Raw genomic sequence first — 18,638 nt, 5'->3', positions numbered from 1 at the left:
CTACACTCCATTCAAAAGCTTAGTAAATTGGTCAAATATATATTTTGAGTCATGTGGACCCGGGCTTGCCTCAGGATGGTATTGAACAGATACTATAGGCAAATCAAGATGAGCAAACCCCTCAACAGTTTTATCATTTACATTTACATGTGTGATTTTTATTTTTTCATATTCTTTATATTCAATTGCATAGTTATGATTCTGTGAGGTTATATAAACCTTGCCGGAAATTAAATCTTTAACCGGGTGGTTTCCACCATGGTGACCAAATTTCAGCTTGTATGTCTTAAGTCCTAAACACAAACCTAAAAGCTGATGGCCAAGACAGATTCCAAGGATAGGTTTTTTTAGCTCTATTATTTGTTTCAAAGTGGGGAAGAATTCTTCTAAGTCAGTAGGATCACCCGGTCCGTTTGAGAACACAAACCCTTCTGGATTAATATTCATGATTTGGTCAAGAGAGCTATTATACGGAAACACATATAAATCAAGCCCTCTTTTTGAAAGTTCTCTCAAGATGTTTTGCTTTATTCCAAAGTCTAAAACAGCAACCTTCTTGCCACTGCCTTCAATTCTGTATACCTGAGTGGTCGAAACTTCTTTTACCAAAGATGGCTTTTGTTTTTTATACTCAAATATTTTGCTCAAAAGTATCTCTTTATTGTCGGTCTCTGTTGAGATAATACCAAGCATTGAGCCTTTATTTCGTATGTGTTCAGTTATAGCTCGTGTATCAACACCCTCAATTGCCACAATATTATTCTCTTTTAAATATTCATGCAATGTCTTCTGAGCCCTGAAATTTGAAGGTGTTTTACATGCCTCTCTTACAATAAAACCTTCAACATGAGGTTTGTATGACTCCACATCTTCACCATTTATTCCGTAATTGCCTATAAGAGGGTAGGTCATTGTGACAATCTGACCATTGTAGGAAGGGTCAGTCAGTACCTCTTGGTATCCTGTCATGCATGTATTGAATACAATTTCACCAATTGTTTCACCTTCACTACCAAGTGAAATTCCTTCAAATGTCAGCCCGTCTTCTAAAACAAGTACCGCTTTTTTCATTTTCATTCTCCTTCTTGAGCATTTTTAAATAAAAGAGTATCAAAATCTCGTCTTAAGTTCAATACTAAAATGTTGTCAAATAAATTATAAACCAAAATGAATAAAAATACAACATTAAATTTATTTTTATTCGAAATCTACATTGTAGGTCTGTGCCCAATAATCAAGCTGGATGATATATCCAAAAAACTGTGGGAGGGTCATTAGTTGACCAAACCAAGGTTTATCTAAAGGAAAATATTCTTTCACTGATATGTTTTCCAAGTAAGTCTTATCTATTATCTCAAATATAGGAGAATTATTTTTTATAATCTCTAAAACCTTTTGCTTTGTTTTTTTAAAATACTCTGGATTATAGGTTTTAGGATAAGGGCTCTTTTTGCGATTCTTTATTTCATCAGGAATAATTCCTTCAAATGAGCGTCTTAAAAGTCCTTTTTCCATATTTTCAAGATATTTTATCTTCCACGGAACATTGTACAAAAGCTCTACAATTCTATAATCTGCAAATGGAACTCTTACCTCCAAAGAATTTGCCATGCTCATTCTATCTTTTCTGTTTAAAAGTGTTACCATAAACCACTTAACGTTCAAGTAGTACAAAATTCTTTGTCTTACATCTTCCTGAGAGTCACTGTCAAGATAGTTTACTTTTCCAACCGACTCTTTATACTTTGAGTTAACATACTCTTCAAGCTCTGATTTTGAATATTTTTGTGACAGAAGATTTTTTCTAAATTCTAATGAAGGCGACCATGGAAAGGTTTCGAAATTTTTGTAATCCTCTCTCCAATACCAAGGATATCCGCCAAAAATCTCGTCAGCACACTCACCCGATAGGGCAACCTTTGCATATTTTCTCACTTCATTTGTAAACAAGAGAAGTGATGAGTCAATGTCAGCCATGCCAGGAAGGTCATTTGCAACTGTGGCAAGGGTGAGGGCATTGCATAAGAGTTCATTGTCAATTTCAACTACAATGTGGTCTGTACCTATACTTTTTGAAGCTATCTTGGCATAGGTGCTGTCTAAGGTAGGTTGATACTGATTTAATTTATAATATTTTGCGTTATCCTTATAATCAATAGAAAAACTTTTTAATCTTCTTCCTTCTTTTCTTAACTGGTTGGCAGAAATAGCTGTAATAATGGTTGAATCCAACCCGCCTGACAAAAAGCAACATATTTCAAAGTCAGAAACAAGCTGCCTTGTTATTGTATCTGTGACAAGGTTTTTAACTATCTCAATAGTTTCATCTACTGTGTTGTCAAACTTTTCGGGTTTTAACTGCCAATATTCTTTTATTTCATATCTATTTTTGCTGTATATTACATAATGTGCGGGAGGAAGTTCTATAATATCTTTGAAAATTGCTGAAAATGGAGACCTTGCAGGACAAAGACCTATAAGCTCAAAAATACCCTCTTTGTTTACCTTCGTGGATATTAAAGGGTGCTTTAAAAGAGCTTTTATTTCTGAAGCAAAAATAAAATTCTCATTTTTAATAGAGAAAAATAGCGGTTTTACTCCTAAATGATCCCGAGATATAAAAAGCTCATTTTTGGTTTCATTAAAAACTGCAAAAGCAAATATACCATTTAAATATTTCACACACTCTTCTTTCCATTGAATATATGAAGTCAACACAACTTCGGTATCTGAGTATGAACTGAAATAATACCCTAAGCTTTGAAGCTTTGCCCGAAGTTCTTGAGTATTGTAAAGCTCACCGTTATAGACTATAATGAATTTTTCTTGGCCATGAAATTTGATCATTGGCTGTTTGCCACCTTCAGGGTCAATAATGGTGAGTCGTTTGTGCCCGAGCAGAGCATGTTTGGTGATATAATAGTCTTCTTCATCAGGTCCGCGGTGACTAAGTACATCTGTCATCTTTGTTATTACATCCTGGAATTCAGAAATGTCTGAGCTAAAACATATCCATCCGCTAAATCCGCACATTTTCCTATATCCAATTTTAGAATTTCAGTATTAATATATTAAGCAAAAGGTAAGATGGTGAATGAGGATGTTTTGGGTTATTGACATATCAATTGAGATGTTTTATAATAAATCTTGCATCGAAAAAAGAAGATTTTAGCGGAAGGGTGTCCGAGTGGTTTAAGGAGCTGGTCTTGAAAACCAGTGACCCGCCTGAAGCGGGCCGTGGGTTCGAATCCCACCCCTTCCGCCATTTAATTTTTTATTAGGATTTTTTTGTTACCGCTACAAAAGTACTTGCAAGTTTTTGGACACATAGTGTAATATTATAATTGAACAAGTATTTAAGGACCATGAAGAGAATATGGTCTTTTTTTATTACATCTCATCTTGCGATTATAATTGTAAGAATCAATTTCCTCATATTTCTTTATATTTTGTGATAATATAGTTTTTGAGGTTAAATAGAAGAATACAATATACACAATAAAATAACTCTTTACAATCATCATTGCGAAAGGTGTGGAATGAGTTGAAACTCAAGGCTTATGCAAAAATCAACTTAGCATTGGATGTGCTTTCGAAAAGAGAAGATGGCTATCATGAAATAAGAACTATAATGCAAACAGTGGATTTGTATGATATAATCAATATTGAAAAGATAGAAGAAGACAACATAATTGTGACAACTTCAAGTGAAAATATTCCAACTGACAATAAAAACCATGCATACATTGCAGCTTCACTTTTAAAAGAGCGTTTTGGCGTAAAGCAAGGTGTGAGAATACATATTGAAAAGAACATTCCGGTCTCTGCGGGTTTAGCTGGTGGAAGCACTGACGCAGCAGCAGTTTTAAAAGGTCTGAATGAAATATTTGAGCTAAATCTTTCTGAGCAGCAGCTTATGGAAATCGGAAGAGAGATTGGTGCTGATGTTCCATTTTGTTTGGTAGGCGGCACAGCCCTTTGTGAGGGAATTGGCGAAAAGGTGATAAAGCTAAAATCAGCTCCTCAGATGAATATCCTCATTGCAAAGCCAGAGGTATATGTTTCTACGCAGGCTGTGTATGAGGCATTGGATCTTAGCAAGATAAAAAAGAGACCAAACATTGAAGCTATGATTTCGGCAATTGAAGAAGGTAATGTAAAAGAGATAGCAAAGAATCTTTGCAATGTTTTAGAGGTGGTTACAGTAAATCAGTATCCAGTCATAAACAGAGTCAAGGACATTATGAGAAATAACAATGCTCTTGGGACAGTTATGACAGGAAGCGGACCAGCTGTATTTGGGATTTTTGGCAACAAGTATAATGCTTTAAAAGCTGCAGAGAGGCTCAAGGTGTTTATAAAAGAAATTATCTTGACTACAACATGTGAAGGTAGCGGATTTTAGTAATTTAGTATAGTAGGAGTTGTGATAAAAAATGAATGAGAAGAATGAGTCACATTATTTTTTAATAGAGAATTACAAACCTCTGCGCGAGATTGTGTTTGAAAAGCTCAGAGACATGATTGTAAACGGCGATTTAAAACCTGGCGAAAGACTTATGGAGATAAAACTTGCAGAAATGCTTGGTGTTTCAAGAACTCCTATCAGAGAGGCAATAAGAAAACTTGAACTTGAAGGACTTGTTGTGATGCTTCCCCGAAAAGGTGCTTATGTTGCAGATATTTCCAAAAAAGAGATAATGGATGTATTAGAGATACGGGCTGCACTTGACAAGCTTGCGACAGGTCTTGCAGCCCAGCGAATGACAAAATCTGAAAAGGAGCAGCTTAAAAAGGTTCTCTCTTCATTTGAAAAGAATTTTAAGTCGGGAAATATTGAAGGAATGATAAATGACGATATAAAGTTGCACGACTTGATATATTTGGGTGCGAAGAATGAAAAACTTCAGCACATAATTAATAACCTTCGCGAGCAAATAACCCGGTTTAGGATAATATATCTTAAAGAGATTTACAGAAAAAGTGAAAATCTTTTGAAAGAACACAAAGAGATTGTAGAAGCAATTATAAGTGGAGATGTCGAAAAAGCCCAGAAAATAGCAGAAGAGCACATAAAAAATCAGGAAATAGAGCTTATCAATAGTTTAAAATTTTAATAAAAAGGTGAAAAATATGATAAATGCTGTAATACTTGCTGGATCTGATAAAAACAAATCAGGTACTCCTTATGAGTGCAAGGCATTGATCAAAATAGGAGAAAAATTTTTAATAGAATATGTGCTTGATGCAGTATGCAGTTCCAAGCATATTTCGCGCAGAGTTGTTGTAGGTCCAGTTCAATTAAGAGAATTTTTAATTTCAAGGTATCCACAGGTTGAATTTGTTGAAGAAGATACCTCAATAATGAGAAATGCCAAAAAAGCGATAGAATTTTTGAACGACAACAAAAAAATTTTATTTTTAACTGCCGACTTGCCCTTTATTACCGCTGAAGCAATAGATCATTTTATCGAAGAGTCAATTAAATCTGGGGCAGATATATGTTATCCAATTGTTGAAAAGAGCATAAACGATGAGAAATACCCTCAGATGAAAAGAACATATGGGACTGTGAAAGAAGGAACATTTACTGGTGGAAATGCCATTATAATAACTCCGTCAGTATTTGAAAAGTGTTATTCGCTTGCCGAAAAGCTTGTGGAAAAGCGCAAAAATCCTATTGCTATGGCGCGGCTAATAGGACCTACCATTTTATTGCTCTTTTTAACTAAGAGACTTTCAATACAGAAAGTTGAAAAAAGAGTGTCTAAGGTGTTTAAGGTTAAAGCTAAAGCTATCATCTCTACATATCCTGAATTGGGGCAGGATGTAGATAAAGACTCTGACCTTATGGTGGCAAAGTTCTATCTTGAAAAAAAGAGGTAGAATTCCGATTGAAATTGTGGTATAATATAAAAAGTGATACTTTTATCTCAAAAAGGAGGCAAATAGGAATGCCAAGAATTACAACAGATACAATAATTGCAGATGTATTGAGGATTGATAGAGGGACCATTCCAATATTTTTGAACAATGGTCTTCACTGTTTGGGTTGCCCTTCTGCTCAAGGAGAAAGCATTGAAGAGGCATGTGCGCTTCATGGAATAGATGCGCAGAAGCTTGTAGATGAGCTAAACGAGTATCTCAAGAGCAAAGGTCTTTTGGATGAGTAAAAAAATACTTTACATCTAAAGCAAATCGTATTAAAATAATAAGTGGTAGTGCGGGTGTAGTTCAATGGTAGAACACCAGCTTCCCAAGCTGGCAGCGTGGGTTCGATTCCCATCACCCGCTCCAAATGACAAAAAGGGGGGTATGCTCCCCTTTATTTTTGTAAGCGCCCACGTAGCTCAGCAGGCAGAGCGTCGCCTTGGTAAGGCGGAGGTCGCCGGTTCGAGCCCGGTCGTGGGCTCCATTTGGTTATTGACAATTTTAATTGTTTATGATAGATTTAAAAAGTCAAGAAAAGAAGGGTTATTTTTTTTTGCAAATTTTCATTGTTGAATAATACAAAGTGTTGTTCTGAAAAAGAAAAGATAAGAAGGATGAGGTAATTTATAGAAGGTTTGAGATGGAGGTGAACACAGAAACATGGCGGCAAAAGGCGCGAGAATGATAATTCATCTTGAATGTACTGAGTGCAAAAACAGGAATTACACGACAGAAAAGAACAAGAAAAATGACCCAGATAGACTTGAGTTAAAGAAGTATTGTAAGTTTTGTAGAAGACACACTATCCATAGAGAAACTAAATAGTTAAGAAAGAGGATGTGTGAATAATGGTGGAGAAGAAAAAGGTGGAAAAGGTAGTTGTAAAACCCCAAGGTAACAAAAAAAAGTTGAGTTTTAAAGATTGGTGGGCTAAGACTCTCAAGTTTTTCAGAGATGTTAGAATAGAGATGAAGAAGGTTGTGTGGCCTTCACAAAAACAGGTGGTAAAGCACACGATTGTGGTGTTGACATTTACACTGTTTTTCACAGTGTTCATTTTGCTTGCTGACCTTATATACGACCAGCTTATTTTCAAACTTTTATTAAAGATAAAATAAAAAGCAATTCTTGAGAAAAAAGGAGGGCGGGCTTTTAGCCCTTCAAAATGAGTGATAAAAGAGCAAAATGGTATGTTGTCCATACCTATGCAGGCTATGAAAATAAAGTGAAAGCTAATTTAGAAAAAATAATTGAAAATAGAAATTTGTCTGATAGGATCTTAGACATTCGGATTCCTACTGAACTTGTTACTGAAATTAAAGATGGAAAGAAGATTGTTAAAGAAAAAAAGAAATTTCCGTCGTATGTGTTAATCAAAGCTGTAATGGACAATGAGATATGGTACACGATAAGAAACGTCAGAGGCGTGACTGGTTTTGTGGGACCTGAATCTAAGCCCACACCTCTTACAGATGAAGAAATAGAAGCAATGGGTATTAAAGAAGAGGTTGTGGAGGTATTTGACATTGAGGTTGGTGACAATGTGAAGGTTGTATCTGGTCCATTTGCTGATTTTTATGGGCCAGTTGTTGAAATAAATAAAGAACGAAAAAAGGTAAGAGTAATGCTTAACCTATTTGGAAGAGAAACTCCTGTGGAATTTGATTACCATCAGGTAGAAAGATTATAATATATTTTAAACTCAAGTTGACTAGGAGGTGAAAAGGGAAAATGGCAAAAAAAGTTTTAACGCAAATAAAACTTCAAATTCCAGCAGGTAAGGCAACACCAGCACCACCAGTCGGACCTGCGTTAGGTCAGCATGGTGTTAACATTATGCAATTTTGCAAAGAGTTTAATGAAAGAACAGCGAAAGATGCTGGATTGATTATTCCAGTTGTTATAACTGTTTATTCTGATAGGTCTTTTACATTTATTACAAAGACACCTCCAGCATCAGTATTATTGAAAAAAGCTGCAGGGATTGAAAGCGGGTCTCCAAAGCCAAACAAGCAAAAGGTGGCTACATTAAAGAGGGATGTAATTAAAAAGATTGCTGAGCAAAAAATGCCAGACTTAACTGCTGCATCTTTGGAGGCTGCTATGAGAACTATTGAAGGTACTGCAAAGAGTATGGGAATTGTAGTTGAAGATTAATATTTTTTGTACACACGACAGGGTGTGGGAGGTTAATTTATAGCCGCAAATACCACAAGGGAGGTTTATAAAGAGAATGTTCAGAGGCAAGAAATATCAAGAAGCTGCAAAACTTGTCGATAAAACAAAGCTTTATGACCCGGAAGAAGCAATTGAACTTGCATTAAAAACATCTTATGCAAAGTTTGACGAAACAGTTGAGGTACATGTGAGATTAAATGTTGATCCAAGACATGCCGACCAACAAGTAAGAGGCACTGTGGTTTTGCCAAATGGTACAGGTAAAAGTGTGAGGGTTTTAGTTTTTGCAAAAGGTGACAAGGCAAAAGAAGCAGAAGAAGCAGGAGCGGATTATGTAGGTGCAGAAGAGCTTGTTGCAAAGATTCAGAATGAAGGCTGGACAGACTTTGATGTATGTATTGCAACACCCGATATGATGGGTTTGGTGGGAAGACTTGGTAAGATTTTAGGTCCTAAAGGTTTGATGCCAAACCCAAAATCAGGGACTGTAACAATGGATGTTGCAAAAGCTGTTAAAGAAGCAAAAGCTGGTAGAGTTGAATTTAGGCTTGACAAGACAGCTATAATCCACTGTCCAATTGGCAAGGTTTCATTTGGTAAAGAAAAACTTCTTGAAAACTACAGAACACTTATTGAGGCAATTATTAAAGCAAGACCAGCTGCTGCAAAAGGGCAGTTTATAAAGAGTATTACAGTGGCAACAACAATGGGACCTGGTATTAAAATAAACCCATTGAAGCCATTATAATGTTCTAAAATTCAAAAAGTGAATAGCCTACAACCGAAGACAGTAGGTGCAAAGTACTTTTTAAAAGTACTTTGCTTAAAGGTTTGCCTACCGAGGTTGTAATTATTTTAAAACCCGTCGGCCGGGATAACTTGAATTTGTCTTTTATTGTTGGCTGAATGGGGGAAGGATAATTACAGCCTCTTTAAGGTAAACTTAAAGAGGCTTTAATAATTTATGGGATACAAAAGGGAGGTGAATTTGTTGGCAAAGTCAAGAGCGGTAAAAGAACAGCTTTTAAATGAATACAAGGAAAAGCTGTCCAAAGCAAAAGCTGGTGTGATTGTTTGCAATCATGGAATTACCGTTGAACAAGACACAGCACTCAGAAAGAAATTAAGAGAAGCAGGAATTGAGTACAAGGTTGTAAAAAAGACTTTGTTTACCTTTGCTGTAAGGGAAAATAATCTTTCTGAGCTTGAACAGTTTTTTGAAGGACCTATTGCCGTTGCATTTTCATACGACGACCCTGTAAAGGTTGCAAAGGTATTAAAAGAAGGCGCAAAAGACCTTGAAAAGTTAGAAATAAGAGGCGGATTTATTGAAGGTAAAGTGATTTCTGCAAAAGAGGTTGACGCACTTTCCAAACTTCCATCAAGAGAAGAGCTTATTGCAAAGATGCTTGGCGGCTTGAACGCGCCGATGTCTGGTCTTGTTTATGTACTTTCTGGTACGATTAGGAAGCTTGTTCTGGCACTCGATGCTATTGCTAAAAAGCAGAGTGCTTAATATAAATAAAAATTTTTAAAATGGGAGGTTGTTTAAAGATGGCAAGCGAAAAGGTTCAAAAATTAATTGAAGAAATCAAAACATTGACAGTGTTAGAGCTTTCTGAAATGGTAAAAGCTTTAGAAGAAGAGTTTGGCGTTACAGCAGCAGCTCCAGTTGCAGTTGCAGCAGCTCCAGTTGCTGGTGCTCAGTCAGCAGCTCCAGCTGCAGAGGAGAAGACAGAATTTAACGTTATTTTAGCAGACGCTGGTAGCGACAAAATCAAAGTTATCAAAGTTGTGAGAGAGATAACTGGTCTTGGATTGAAAGAAGCAAAGGACCTTGTTGACAGTGCTCCAAAGCCAATCAAAGAAAATGTTTCAAAAGACGAAGCTGAGCAGATCAAAAAGAAACTTGAAGAAGTTGGAGCAAAAGTTGAACTCAAATAAGGAATGTCAAATTATTAAAAAAGGGCGGGAAGTAATCCTGCCCTTTTTCAATTTAGTTGATGAAATCTTGAGTTTATTGTGGTATTATTAAATACATAATTTACACTAAGTTTGGGAAGGTTGGGTTAGAAAAATGAATGAAAAGTACTTAGAGATTGTCCAAAAGATAAATGAGCTTACCTCTACCATGTCAGAAGCTTTTGATCATATCATGAATGTTCAAATTCCGCAGCTGAGGTTTGAAGACTCTTTTTATCTTTTAAACGATATCATTGAAGCATTCTTAAGCATTTCAAGTGCTCTGAGAGTAATTCAAGATGAGTTTGACGTAGAAAGTCTTCAGAACACAGAAAATGAATTTCAAGAAAGGTTGAGCGAACTTCTTCAGATTTACAAGCAGCCATTAGCTGAAAAACTTCTTGCCAAGTATCAAAACGAAATAATACCGGTTTATGAAAAATGGCAGACACAGCTTCTAAGTGCGATAAACAAATATCAAGCATGAATCATTAAAAATGGCTGGCTACTTTGGACCAGCCATTTTTAATTGGGATTACTATTTTTCAAAATATTTAAACTGTGAGGTATAGAGATTATAGTAATAGCCTTTCTTCTCAATAAGCTGTTCATGATTGCCTTCTTCAACTATTTGTCCATCGTGGATGACAAATATCCTGTCTGCATTTCTGATTGTGGACAGTCTGTGGGCTATAATAATTGAGGTCCTGCCCGATGTTAGCTTTTCAATAGCCTGTTGGATTAGGACTTCTGTTTGAGTATCTACTGCCGAGGTTGCTTCATCTAATATCAATATTTTTGGGTCAGCTAAAAGTGCTCTGGCAAATGCAATGAGCTGTCTTTGGCCAATAGAAAGGCGACTTCCTCTTTCGTTAACCTCTGTATCATATCCTTTTTCCATTTTCATGATAAACTCATGAGCATTTACAATCTTTGCAGCACTGATTACCTCGTCCATTGTGGCTTCTGGTTTTGCATATCGAATGTTGTCTGCAATTGTACCAGAGAATATAAATGTGTCTTGAAGCATTATGCCCATTTGCTTTCTCAAAGAGTTTAAGGTTACGTTTTTAATGTCATGCCCGTCAATCAATATCCTTCCCTTTTGAGGATCATAAAACCTTGCAATGAGATTTATTATTGTGGTTTTTCCTGCACCTGTTTCGCCAACAAGCGCAATTGTCTCCCCAGCTTTAATGGTGAATGAAACATCTTTTAAAACAGGTTTTTCCTCGTCGTATGAAAAAGAAACATTTTCAAATGTTATTTCACCTCTAATTGGTGGTAAGTCATATGCATCTGGATCATCTTGAACATCCGGTTGAATATCGAGAATTTCAAATATGCGTTCGGTTGATGCCATTGCAACCAACAGCTGATTGTAAAAATTAGATATGTTATTGATAGGTTGCCAGAACATTCCCATATAATTAGAAAATGCTATGATTGTGCCAAGTGTTGTGTACCCCTTTCTCATCATCCAGATGCCAAAAAGAAATATGAGAACGCTCGAAAGAGTTCCAGTGAATTCTATGGTTGGCCAAAATAGATTGTTTACTCTGATTGCTTTCATCCATGTATTTTTGAATGTGGTGTTTAAATTTTTAAATATTTCAGCGTTTTTTTCTTCTCTTGTAAAAGCCTGAGTTATTTTCATTCCTTGTATGCTTTCATGTATATAAGCATTGAGAGTAGAAGATTTCTTTCTAACATCTTGCCATCTTGTCCTTATTGAGTTTTTTAATATCATGATTATTGAGATTAACAAAGGAAGAACACCAAGTGCAACAATGGATAGTTTTATATCAATTGAAAGCATTATTACTATGATAGCCCAAAGGCTTAAAGTGTCAACTAGTACATTTAAAATACTATTAGACAAAAGCTCAGATAAAGAATCCACGTCATTCATTACTCTTACCATTATTTTGCCTGCAGGTCGACTGTCGAAAAAGCTGAGAGACAGTTTTTGAAGATGAGTAAAAAGATGCATTCGAATATCTGAGACCACACTGTTGCCGAGTTTTGTCATAAAGATTGTTCTCACGCGAAGACTTATTACGTACAATAAGGTAAGCACAATATAGAAAACTGCCTTATACAAAAGAGCATGGATGTTTCTGTGGGGAATATCAATATCAATAACCAATCTTATCAAATAAGGTCCGGCAAGATTGTAGAATGTAGCAAGTATCATTAGAAGAAAAGAATATATAAAGTACCTTCTATAAGGTTTTATATATCTCAAAAGTCTTACAAACTGTGACCAGTTAAAAGGTTTTGTTATTGGTTCATCTTCTTCAATTCTAAGTCTTTTTGTGGAATTGCTCAAAACCTATCACCTTCTTTTTGTGTACTCAGAATATCTTTGTATTGTTGAACAAATATATTGTAATATCTGCCTTTTTTAGCTAAAAGTTCATTGTGGGTTCCTTGTTCTACAATCTTTCCATTTTCAAGATAAAGTATCAAGTCGCAGTCTTTTACCATTGAAATCCTATGAGCAATGATAAATACGGTACAATCTTTGAAATATTCTTCTAACGCTTTGCTTATCAAATATTCTGTTTCCATATCAACCGCTGATGTTGCATCATCGAGGAACAATATCTTGGGTTTTTTCAAAAGAGCTCTTGCTATTGCAATTCGTTGTTTTTGACCGCCTGAAAGGCCAATTCCTCTTTCTCCAACAAGAGTATCATATCCATCTGGGAACTGGATAATAAACTCATGTGCCTGAGCAAGTTTTGCGGCGTTTATAATATTTTCCAAAGAAGCATTTTCCACGCCGTATGCTATGTTATTTGCAATAGTGTCAGAAAACAAAAATGTCTCTTGAGGGATTACAGAAATTGCACCTCTGAGTTTTTTTAGGTCGTAGTCTCTTACATCTATTTCGTCTATTAGTACTCTTCCGCTTGATACGTCATAAAAACGGGGTATAAGATTTACCACAGAAGATTTTCCTGAACCTGTTGGTCCCATTATAGCAACCTTCATTTTAGGTTTTACTTCAAAATTGATATTTTCTAAGACAAGATTTCCAAAGTGTTTGAAATACACTTTTTCAAACCTTACATACCCTTCTTTAACTTCAAATGGAGTTGGCTTTCCTTTGATTTTGACAGGTGTACTGAGCAATCCAAACACTCTCTCACAAGAAGCGTTTGCTCTTTCCACCATGCTTATAATCCATCCCAATGACCTCAAAGGCCAAATTATAGCCCATAGATAACCTTGAAAAGCCATAAGTGTTCCAATTGTGATTGAATTTTTAATTACCATAAAACCACCCAGCGCGAAAATAATCAGAACCAGTAATGATGTCACTGCCTCAATCATAGGAAAGAATTTGCCCCAGATAAGTCCCACTGTTATATTTTGTTCTTTGTATTCGCTGTTGGCAGACGAAAATTTCTCTATTTCAAAGTTCTCTTGTGAGAAAGCCTTTACAACTCTGATACCTGTAATATTTTCCTGAGTTGCTGTGTTGAGTTTAGAATACTTTTCTCGTATCTTGATAAATTCTGGTCTTATGGTTCTGTCAAAAATATAAACCAAAATTAGCAATATAGGCGTTGAGAGAAGTAGAGCAAATGTGAGCTTTACGTTTAAAATGAACATTATGGTAAGTGATATCGAAAAGTTCAAAATATTTTCGGCAAGCAGAGCTAAGGCAGTGGAGAAAAACATTCTAATTCCTTCCAAGTCACCTGTCATGCGTGCCATGAGTTCTCCTGTTCGAGTTTTGTCATAAAATTCGTAGGTCTGTCTTTGCAAAAAATTGTAAAGCGTTTCTCTGAGTTCATACAGTATATTCTGGGATACGTTTTCAAATAAATATGAGTGACTATATCTTATAACACCCCGCACTAAGCTTACACTGAGCATTGTGATGACAAATGGTAAAAGCAAATGATACTTTTTCTTTGAAATTGCTTCGTCAATGATCAGTTTAGAGATATATGGATTTACCATTCCAAGGGTTATAGATATGAAAATGAGAATAAAACCAAGGATTAAAAGTTTTTTATATTTTTGAAAATATGGTAATAATCTTTTTAAATTATCCACTTGAGCAGCACCCTTCCAAACTTAAATTTTTATTCGCTGGCCACTTTAATACATTATAAACCTGTTTTACGTGAAAATAAATATAAGAATTTTAATATTTAGCTCACTTTTTTAAGCCTTTATTTGTTCTTCATAAAACATTGGACTTTTTAATAATATTGTTTATAGATATTCAGATGAGGATGAGAAAACCAAAATGGTGAATAATCTTAAAAGCTTTGAAAAAGGACTTTCTTTCAAAGAAGCTGAAGAGAATTTGAAGGAATTTGGTATAAACGAGATAGATATTGAAAAAAGAAAGAAAGCTCTGTCAATATTTTTAGATCAGTTCAAAGACATTCTGGTCCTGATTTTGGCTGTATCTACAGCTTTGTCATTTTTGCTCGGCGAGTTTTTAGATGCTTTTGCTATCTTTTTTCTTATAATTTTAAATGGAACGTTGGGGTTTATTCAGGAATACAAAGCCGAAAGAGCTTTAGAATCTTTAAAAAAATATATTTCCTACAAATCAAAAGTCATAAGAGACGGAAAATTAGAAGTAATTGAAGCAAAATATGTAACAGTAGGTGACATTGTAGTAATTGAAGAGGGAGACAGAATTCCAGCAGATGGAGTATTAGTCGAAGGATATTCACTGAAGGTTGATGAATCTATCTTAACAGGTGAGTCTATAGCCGTGGACAAGGATGTTCACAGTGAAAATAGGCTTTTTATGGGCACATATGTAGTCAAAGGAAAGGGCTTGATGAGGGTTACTTCAATAGGGCTTAACACCAAAATGGGGCAAATAGCAAAGGTACTGGGAGAAATACAGGAGACTAAAACACCTTTGCAAGTTAGATTAAGCCAGCTTGGTAAGATACTTGCTGTAATTTGTATTGCTATATGCAGTGTAATAGTAATACTGGGAATAATTAGAAAACAAAATATCTACGATATGTTTATGATAGGAATAAGTTTAGCAGTTGCAGCAATTCCTGAAGGTCTTCCTGCTGTTGTAACAATTACCTTGGCAATAGGGGTTCAACGTATGGCAAAGAAAAATGCACTTGTAAGAAAGCTTTCATCTGTTGAGACCTTAGGGAGTGTGAATGTTATTTGTTCAGACAAAACAGGGACTTTGACAGAGAACAAGATGACTGTGAAAAGGATAGAGACAGTTGACATGAGCATAGAGGTTGAAGGGACAGGGTATGATTTGAAAGGAAGGATTCTTTTAAACGGCCGAATTGTAAAAAATCAGCTTCTTGATTACATAATGATGTGTGCTGTTAACTGCAACAATGCAGAGTTAGAAAAAATCAGAAATGACTTAAAAACAAACGGTGACCCAACTGAAATAGCACTTTTGGTTTTGGCAAAGAAATATAAAGAGTATATAAAAAGAAAAGAAAAAGTAGCAGAAATACCTTTTGATTCTAACAAACGGTATATGGGTGTAACAGTAAAATATGGTGATAGCAGTATTTTATTTGTCAAGGGTGCATATGAAAGCTTGATTGGAAGATGCAAGTTTTATATGTATCAAGATGGAACAATAAAAGAACTTACCTCCTATGAAAAGCGGATAATTGCCAAGAAAAATGAACTAATGTGTAGTGCAGCATTGAGAGTTTTGCTTATGTGCATGAAATTTAATTCACAAGATGTAGATGATATGATTTTTTTGGGGCTTGTTGGAATGATAGACCCACCTAAAAGAGGTGTCAAGCTGGCAATTAACAAGGCAAAAAAAGCTGGAGTTAAAACAGTTATGATAACAGGTGACCATAAACTTACAGCGTTTGCAATAGCAAGGGAACTTGGAATTGCAGATAGCATTGAAGAGGTTGTCACAGGCGAGGAACTTCAAAAGGATGAGAAGTTTATCGAGAAGAATATTGACAATATTTCAGTATTTGCAAGGGTAGACCCGCTTTCCAAACTAAAAATTGTAAGACTTTTAAAAAGAAAAGGAAACATTGTTGCCATGACAGGCGATGGAGTAAATGACGCACCAGCGGTCAAAGAAGCAGATATTGGTATCGCCATGGGAATAAGTGGAAGCGATGTTACAAAAGAAGCTGCTTCAATGGTATTACTTGATGATAATTATGCTACGATTGTTCATGCTATAGAAGAGGGAAGAATTATTTACGACAACATAAAAAAGTTTGTTAAGTATCTTATTGCTTGTAATATTGGCGAGGTATTGATAATGCTTTTTACCTCAATATTAAATTTGCCAATTGCCCTCTTACCCTTGCAAATTCTATGGGTAAATCTTGTGACAGATGGTCTTCCAGCAGCAGCTCTTTCTCTTTCCAAAGGTGATGAAAACTTAATGAGAAGACCGCCAAGACCAAAAAAAGAAAGCTTTTTTGCAGGTGGACTGATGCAAGAAATTGTAATAAGAGGGTTTTTAATCGGCATTTTTGCAACCTTGTCATTTTACTTACCTCTTTTTAAAGGCTATGATCTAAAAACAGCAAGAACAGTTGCATTTGCTACACTTGTAATATCTCAACTTATTTTTGCTTTTGAGTGTTCGACAAATAAAAGAAATGTATTTTCAATGTTATTTGAAAATATATACCTCTCAATTGCTGTAATTTCATCATTTGTTTTATTTTTACTGGTAATATATATACCACAGCTGGGTATAGTATTTGAGGTAAGTTCCTTGAAAAGTCTTGAATGGGGTATCACCATAATTTGTTCATTATTTCCATCTTTGCTTCATAATATATTTGCAAAAAATATCTAAAGTGATAAAATGAAATGAGAAGATAATTTGATAAAGAAATGACATATAGAATTTAAAATTACTGATAGAAAGGGGAATGGCAAACAAATGAAAATTGTAATAATCGGTGGAGTTGCAGCTGGAGCATCTGCAGCCACAAAAGCCAGAAGAACAAACGAACATGCTCAAATTGTGCTATTTGAACAGGGAGAATATGTATCATTTGCGAACTGTGGTCTTCCGTACTATGTTGGTGGAACAATCCCAAAAAGAGATAGCTTGCTTGTTGTAAGAGAAGAGCTATTCAGGAAAAGATATAACATTGATGTTCGCACGTTATCCCAGGTTACGAAAATCAACAGAAATAGGAAGACTGTGACAGTTTTAGACAAAAGAAATAATACAACATATGAAGAAAGATATGATAAGCTTATTATTGCAACAGGTGCAAGGCCTTTTGTTTTGCCCTTTTTGAAAGATTGCAAAAACTCTTATACATGTTTTACACTCTACGATGTTGATAAAATAAAAGAGACTTTATCTGCAGCTCCAGTTAAAAAAGCAATTGTAATTGGAGCTGGCTATATTGGCATGGAACTTGCTGAGCAACTAAATCTTCTGGGTTTGGATTGTACCATTGTTGAATTAAAAAGTTCTATTTTACCTCAGTTTGACAAAGAGATAACAAACCCTGTTGTGTATACGTTAAAAGAAAAAGGTATTGATGTGAAAACTGGGGTATCTGTAGTTGATGCAGATGTTGTTGACGGGATTGTAAAGAGATTAAAACTTTCAAATGGCGAAGAGATAGAATGCGATGTTGTTTTCCAGACAGCAGGTGTGATACCAAATGTTGAGCTTGCAAGAGAAGCAGGCCTTGAAGTGAACAGGGGAATTGTGGTAAATAACAAGATGCAGACCTCTGACCCTGACATTTATGCAGCCGGTGATGCAGTTGAAGTAAAGAGTATTATTACAGGCAAAAATGTATGGATTCCTTTGGCGGGACCTGCTAACAAACAGGGAAGAGTTGCTGGGTGCAATGCAGCAGGCGGAAACTTGGAATTCAAAGGAGTAATAGGCAGTTCTATTATCAAAGTATTTGACTGGGCTTTGGCGAAGGTTGGACTTGGCGAAGCTGAATGCAAAGACCAAGGAATTGATTATAACGTGACAATTGTTCATCCTCTTCATCATGCTGGTTACTATCCTGGGGGAAAACAGCTAACAATAAAACTTATATTTGACAACTCAACTGGCAGAATTTATGGTGCACAGGTTGTGGGGAAAGAGGGTGTTGACAAAAGAGCAGACGTTATTGCAACTGCAATATATGCAGGTTTGACTGTATTTGACTTGGAAAATCTCGATCTTGTTTATGCACCGCCATTTTCATCTGCAAAAGACCCTGTTATAATGGCTGGTATGACAGCTTCTAATATAATTCGTGGAGAGGTCAAGAATATTTTGCCTGACAGAGTTTTTGAGCTTCTTGATAATCCAGAGTATCTTATCTTAGACGTAAGAACACCAGAAGAGTACGAGTTTGGACATATAAAGAGAGCGATAAATATTCCTGTAGATGAGCTTAGAAACAGACTAAGCGAACTTCCAAAGGACAAGAAGATTATTGTTTACTGTGGTGTTGGATTTAGGTCATATCATGGATGTTTGATTTTAAAAGCAAATGGTTTTGATTGTTTGAATATGAGTGGTGGCTGGACATCATGGAGAATGTACTATCCTGATATGGTAGAGTAAGTGGGGG

Annotated in this window: 18 protein-coding genes, 3 tRNA genes and 1 other annotated feature; of the genes, 17 read left to right on the top strand and 4 right to left on the bottom strand. The window is 35.6% G+C overall.

Features of this window, described 5'->3' with window-relative positions; translation table 11 throughout:
* Nucleotides 1-1,071 carry a glutamine-hydrolyzing carbamoyl-phosphate synthase small subunit gene (carA, locus tag ATHE_RS07720; protein ID WP_015907985.1) on the bottom strand — a complete coding sequence of 357 codons (1,071 nt, stop codon included), beginning with the start codon at nt 1,069-1,071 and terminating at the stop codon, nt 1-3.
* A gap of 126 nt (nt 1,072-1,197) precedes the next feature.
* Complete coding sequence (gene asnB, locus ATHE_RS07715) at nt 1,198-3,033, bottom strand: asparagine synthase (glutamine-hydrolyzing) (RefSeq protein ID WP_015907984.1); 1,836 nt, start codon at nt 3,031-3,033, stop codon at nt 1,198-1,200.
* A 140-nt stretch (nt 3,034-3,173) separates the two neighbouring features.
* On the opposite strand from asnB, the gene ATHE_RS07710 reads away from it, so the two are divergent.
* The 15 genes from ATHE_RS07710 to ATHE_RS07640 all read left to right on the top strand — a co-directional run bounded on the left by ATHE_RS07710 (nt 3,174) and on the right by ATHE_RS07640 (nt 10,558).
* Nucleotides 3,174-3,265: transfer RNA gene (locus ATHE_RS07710), tRNA-Ser, on the top strand.
* Between the two features lie 279 nt (nt 3,266-3,544).
* Nucleotides 3,545-4,405 carry a 4-(cytidine 5'-diphospho)-2-C-methyl-D-erythritol kinase gene (gene ispE, locus ATHE_RS07705; RefSeq protein ID WP_015907983.1) on the top strand — a complete coding sequence of 287 codons (861 nt, stop codon included), beginning with the start codon at nt 3,545-3,547 and terminating at the stop codon, nt 4,403-4,405.
* 31 nt (nt 4,406-4,436) lie between these two features.
* On the top strand, nt 4,437-5,117 hold the full coding sequence (locus ATHE_RS07700; RefSeq protein WP_015907982.1) for a GntR family transcriptional regulator: 681 nt from the start codon (nt 4,437-4,439) through the stop codon (nt 5,115-5,117).
* 16 nt (nt 5,118-5,133) lie between these two features.
* Nucleotides 5,134-5,886, top strand: a complete 753-nt coding sequence (locus ATHE_RS07695; protein WP_015907981.1) for a nucleotidyltransferase family protein — start codon at nt 5,134-5,136, stop codon at nt 5,884-5,886.
* Nucleotides 5,887-5,954: 68 nt separating this feature from the next.
* Nucleotides 5,955-6,173: a DUF1858 domain-containing protein gene (locus tag ATHE_RS07690; RefSeq protein ID WP_013290320.1), complete on the top strand. Its 219-nt coding sequence runs from the start codon at nt 5,955-5,957 to the stop codon at nt 6,171-6,173.
* Nucleotides 6,174-6,223: 50 nt separating this feature from the next.
* Nucleotides 6,224-6,297 (top strand) — tRNA-Gly (locus ATHE_RS07685).
* A gap of 42 nt (nt 6,298-6,339) precedes the next feature.
* A tRNA-Thr gene (locus ATHE_RS07680) sits at nt 6,340-6,415 on the top strand.
* 176 nt (nt 6,416-6,591) lie between these two features.
* Nucleotides 6,592-6,756, top strand: coding sequence for a 50S ribosomal protein L33 (rpmG, locus tag ATHE_RS07675; protein WP_013290321.1), 165 nt, complete (start codon nt 6,592-6,594; stop codon nt 6,754-6,756).
* 23 nt (nt 6,757-6,779) lie between these two features.
* On the top strand, nt 6,780-7,049 hold the full coding sequence (gene secE, locus ATHE_RS07670) for a preprotein translocase subunit SecE (protein WP_013430154.1): 270 nt from the start codon (nt 6,780-6,782) through the stop codon (nt 7,047-7,049).
* A gap of 47 nt (nt 7,050-7,096) precedes the next feature.
* Nucleotides 7,097-7,621, top strand: a complete 525-nt coding sequence (gene nusG / locus ATHE_RS07665; RefSeq protein WP_013430155.1) for a transcription termination/antitermination protein NusG — start codon at nt 7,097-7,099, stop codon at nt 7,619-7,621.
* Nucleotides 7,622-7,662: 41 nt separating this feature from the next.
* Complete coding sequence (gene rplK, locus ATHE_RS07660; RefSeq protein ID WP_013430156.1) at nt 7,663-8,088, top strand: 50S ribosomal protein L11; 426 nt, start codon at nt 7,663-7,665, stop codon at nt 8,086-8,088.
* Between the two features lie 76 nt (nt 8,089-8,164).
* Entirely contained in the window at nt 8,165-8,857 is a 693-nt protein-coding gene (rplA, locus tag ATHE_RS07655) for a 50S ribosomal protein L1 (protein ID WP_015907980.1), read from the top strand.
* Between the two features lie 15 nt (nt 8,858-8,872).
* Nucleotides 8,873-9,077 (top strand) — a sequence feature (ribosomal protein L10 leader region).
* A complete protein-coding gene (rplJ, locus tag ATHE_RS07650; RefSeq protein WP_015907979.1) occupies nt 9,074-9,625 on the top strand; it encodes a 50S ribosomal protein L10 in 552 nt (183 codons plus the stop codon). (Overlaps the previous feature by 4 nt.)
* A gap of 38 nt (nt 9,626-9,663) precedes the next feature.
* Nucleotides 9,664-10,053, top strand: a complete 390-nt coding sequence (rplL, locus tag ATHE_RS07645; RefSeq protein WP_015907978.1) for a 50S ribosomal protein L7/L12 — start codon at nt 9,664-9,666, stop codon at nt 10,051-10,053.
* A 133-nt stretch (nt 10,054-10,186) separates the two neighbouring features.
* Complete coding sequence (locus ATHE_RS07640; RefSeq protein WP_015907977.1) at nt 10,187-10,558, top strand: hypothetical protein; 372 nt, start codon at nt 10,187-10,189, stop codon at nt 10,556-10,558.
* A gap of 51 nt (nt 10,559-10,609) precedes the next feature.
* Here ATHE_RS07640 and ATHE_RS07635 read toward each other — a convergent pair whose 3' ends face one another.
* Complete coding sequence (locus tag ATHE_RS07635) at nt 10,610-12,403, bottom strand: ABC transporter ATP-binding protein (protein ID WP_015907976.1); 1,794 nt, start codon at nt 12,401-12,403, stop codon at nt 10,610-10,612.
* A complete protein-coding gene (locus ATHE_RS07630) occupies nt 12,400-14,145 on the bottom strand; it encodes an ABC transporter ATP-binding protein (protein WP_015907975.1) in 1,746 nt (581 codons plus the stop codon). Before ATHE_RS07630 ends, ATHE_RS07635 begins: the two co-directional genes overlap by 4 nt.
* A gap of 196 nt (nt 14,146-14,341) precedes the next feature.
* Between ATHE_RS07630 and ATHE_RS07625 the strand changes: the two genes are divergently transcribed.
* Complete coding sequence (locus ATHE_RS07625; protein WP_015907974.1) at nt 14,342-16,891, top strand: calcium-translocating P-type ATPase, PMCA-type; 2,550 nt, start codon at nt 14,342-14,344, stop codon at nt 16,889-16,891.
* 87 nt (nt 16,892-16,978) lie between these two features.
* Complete coding sequence (locus tag ATHE_RS07620; RefSeq protein WP_015907973.1) at nt 16,979-18,631, top strand: FAD-dependent oxidoreductase; 1,653 nt, start codon at nt 16,979-16,981, stop codon at nt 18,629-18,631.
* The last annotated feature ends 7 nt before the right edge of the window (nt 18,632-18,638 follow it).

This window comes from Caldicellulosiruptor bescii DSM 6725, from assembly GCF_000022325.1.
GTDB classification, from domain to species: Bacteria; Bacillota; Thermoanaerobacteria; order Caldicellulosiruptorales; family Caldicellulosiruptoraceae; genus Caldicellulosiruptor; species Caldicellulosiruptor bescii.
Note: the sequence above shows the minus strand (reverse complement) of the source record. Positions and strands in the feature narration are given on the sequence as shown.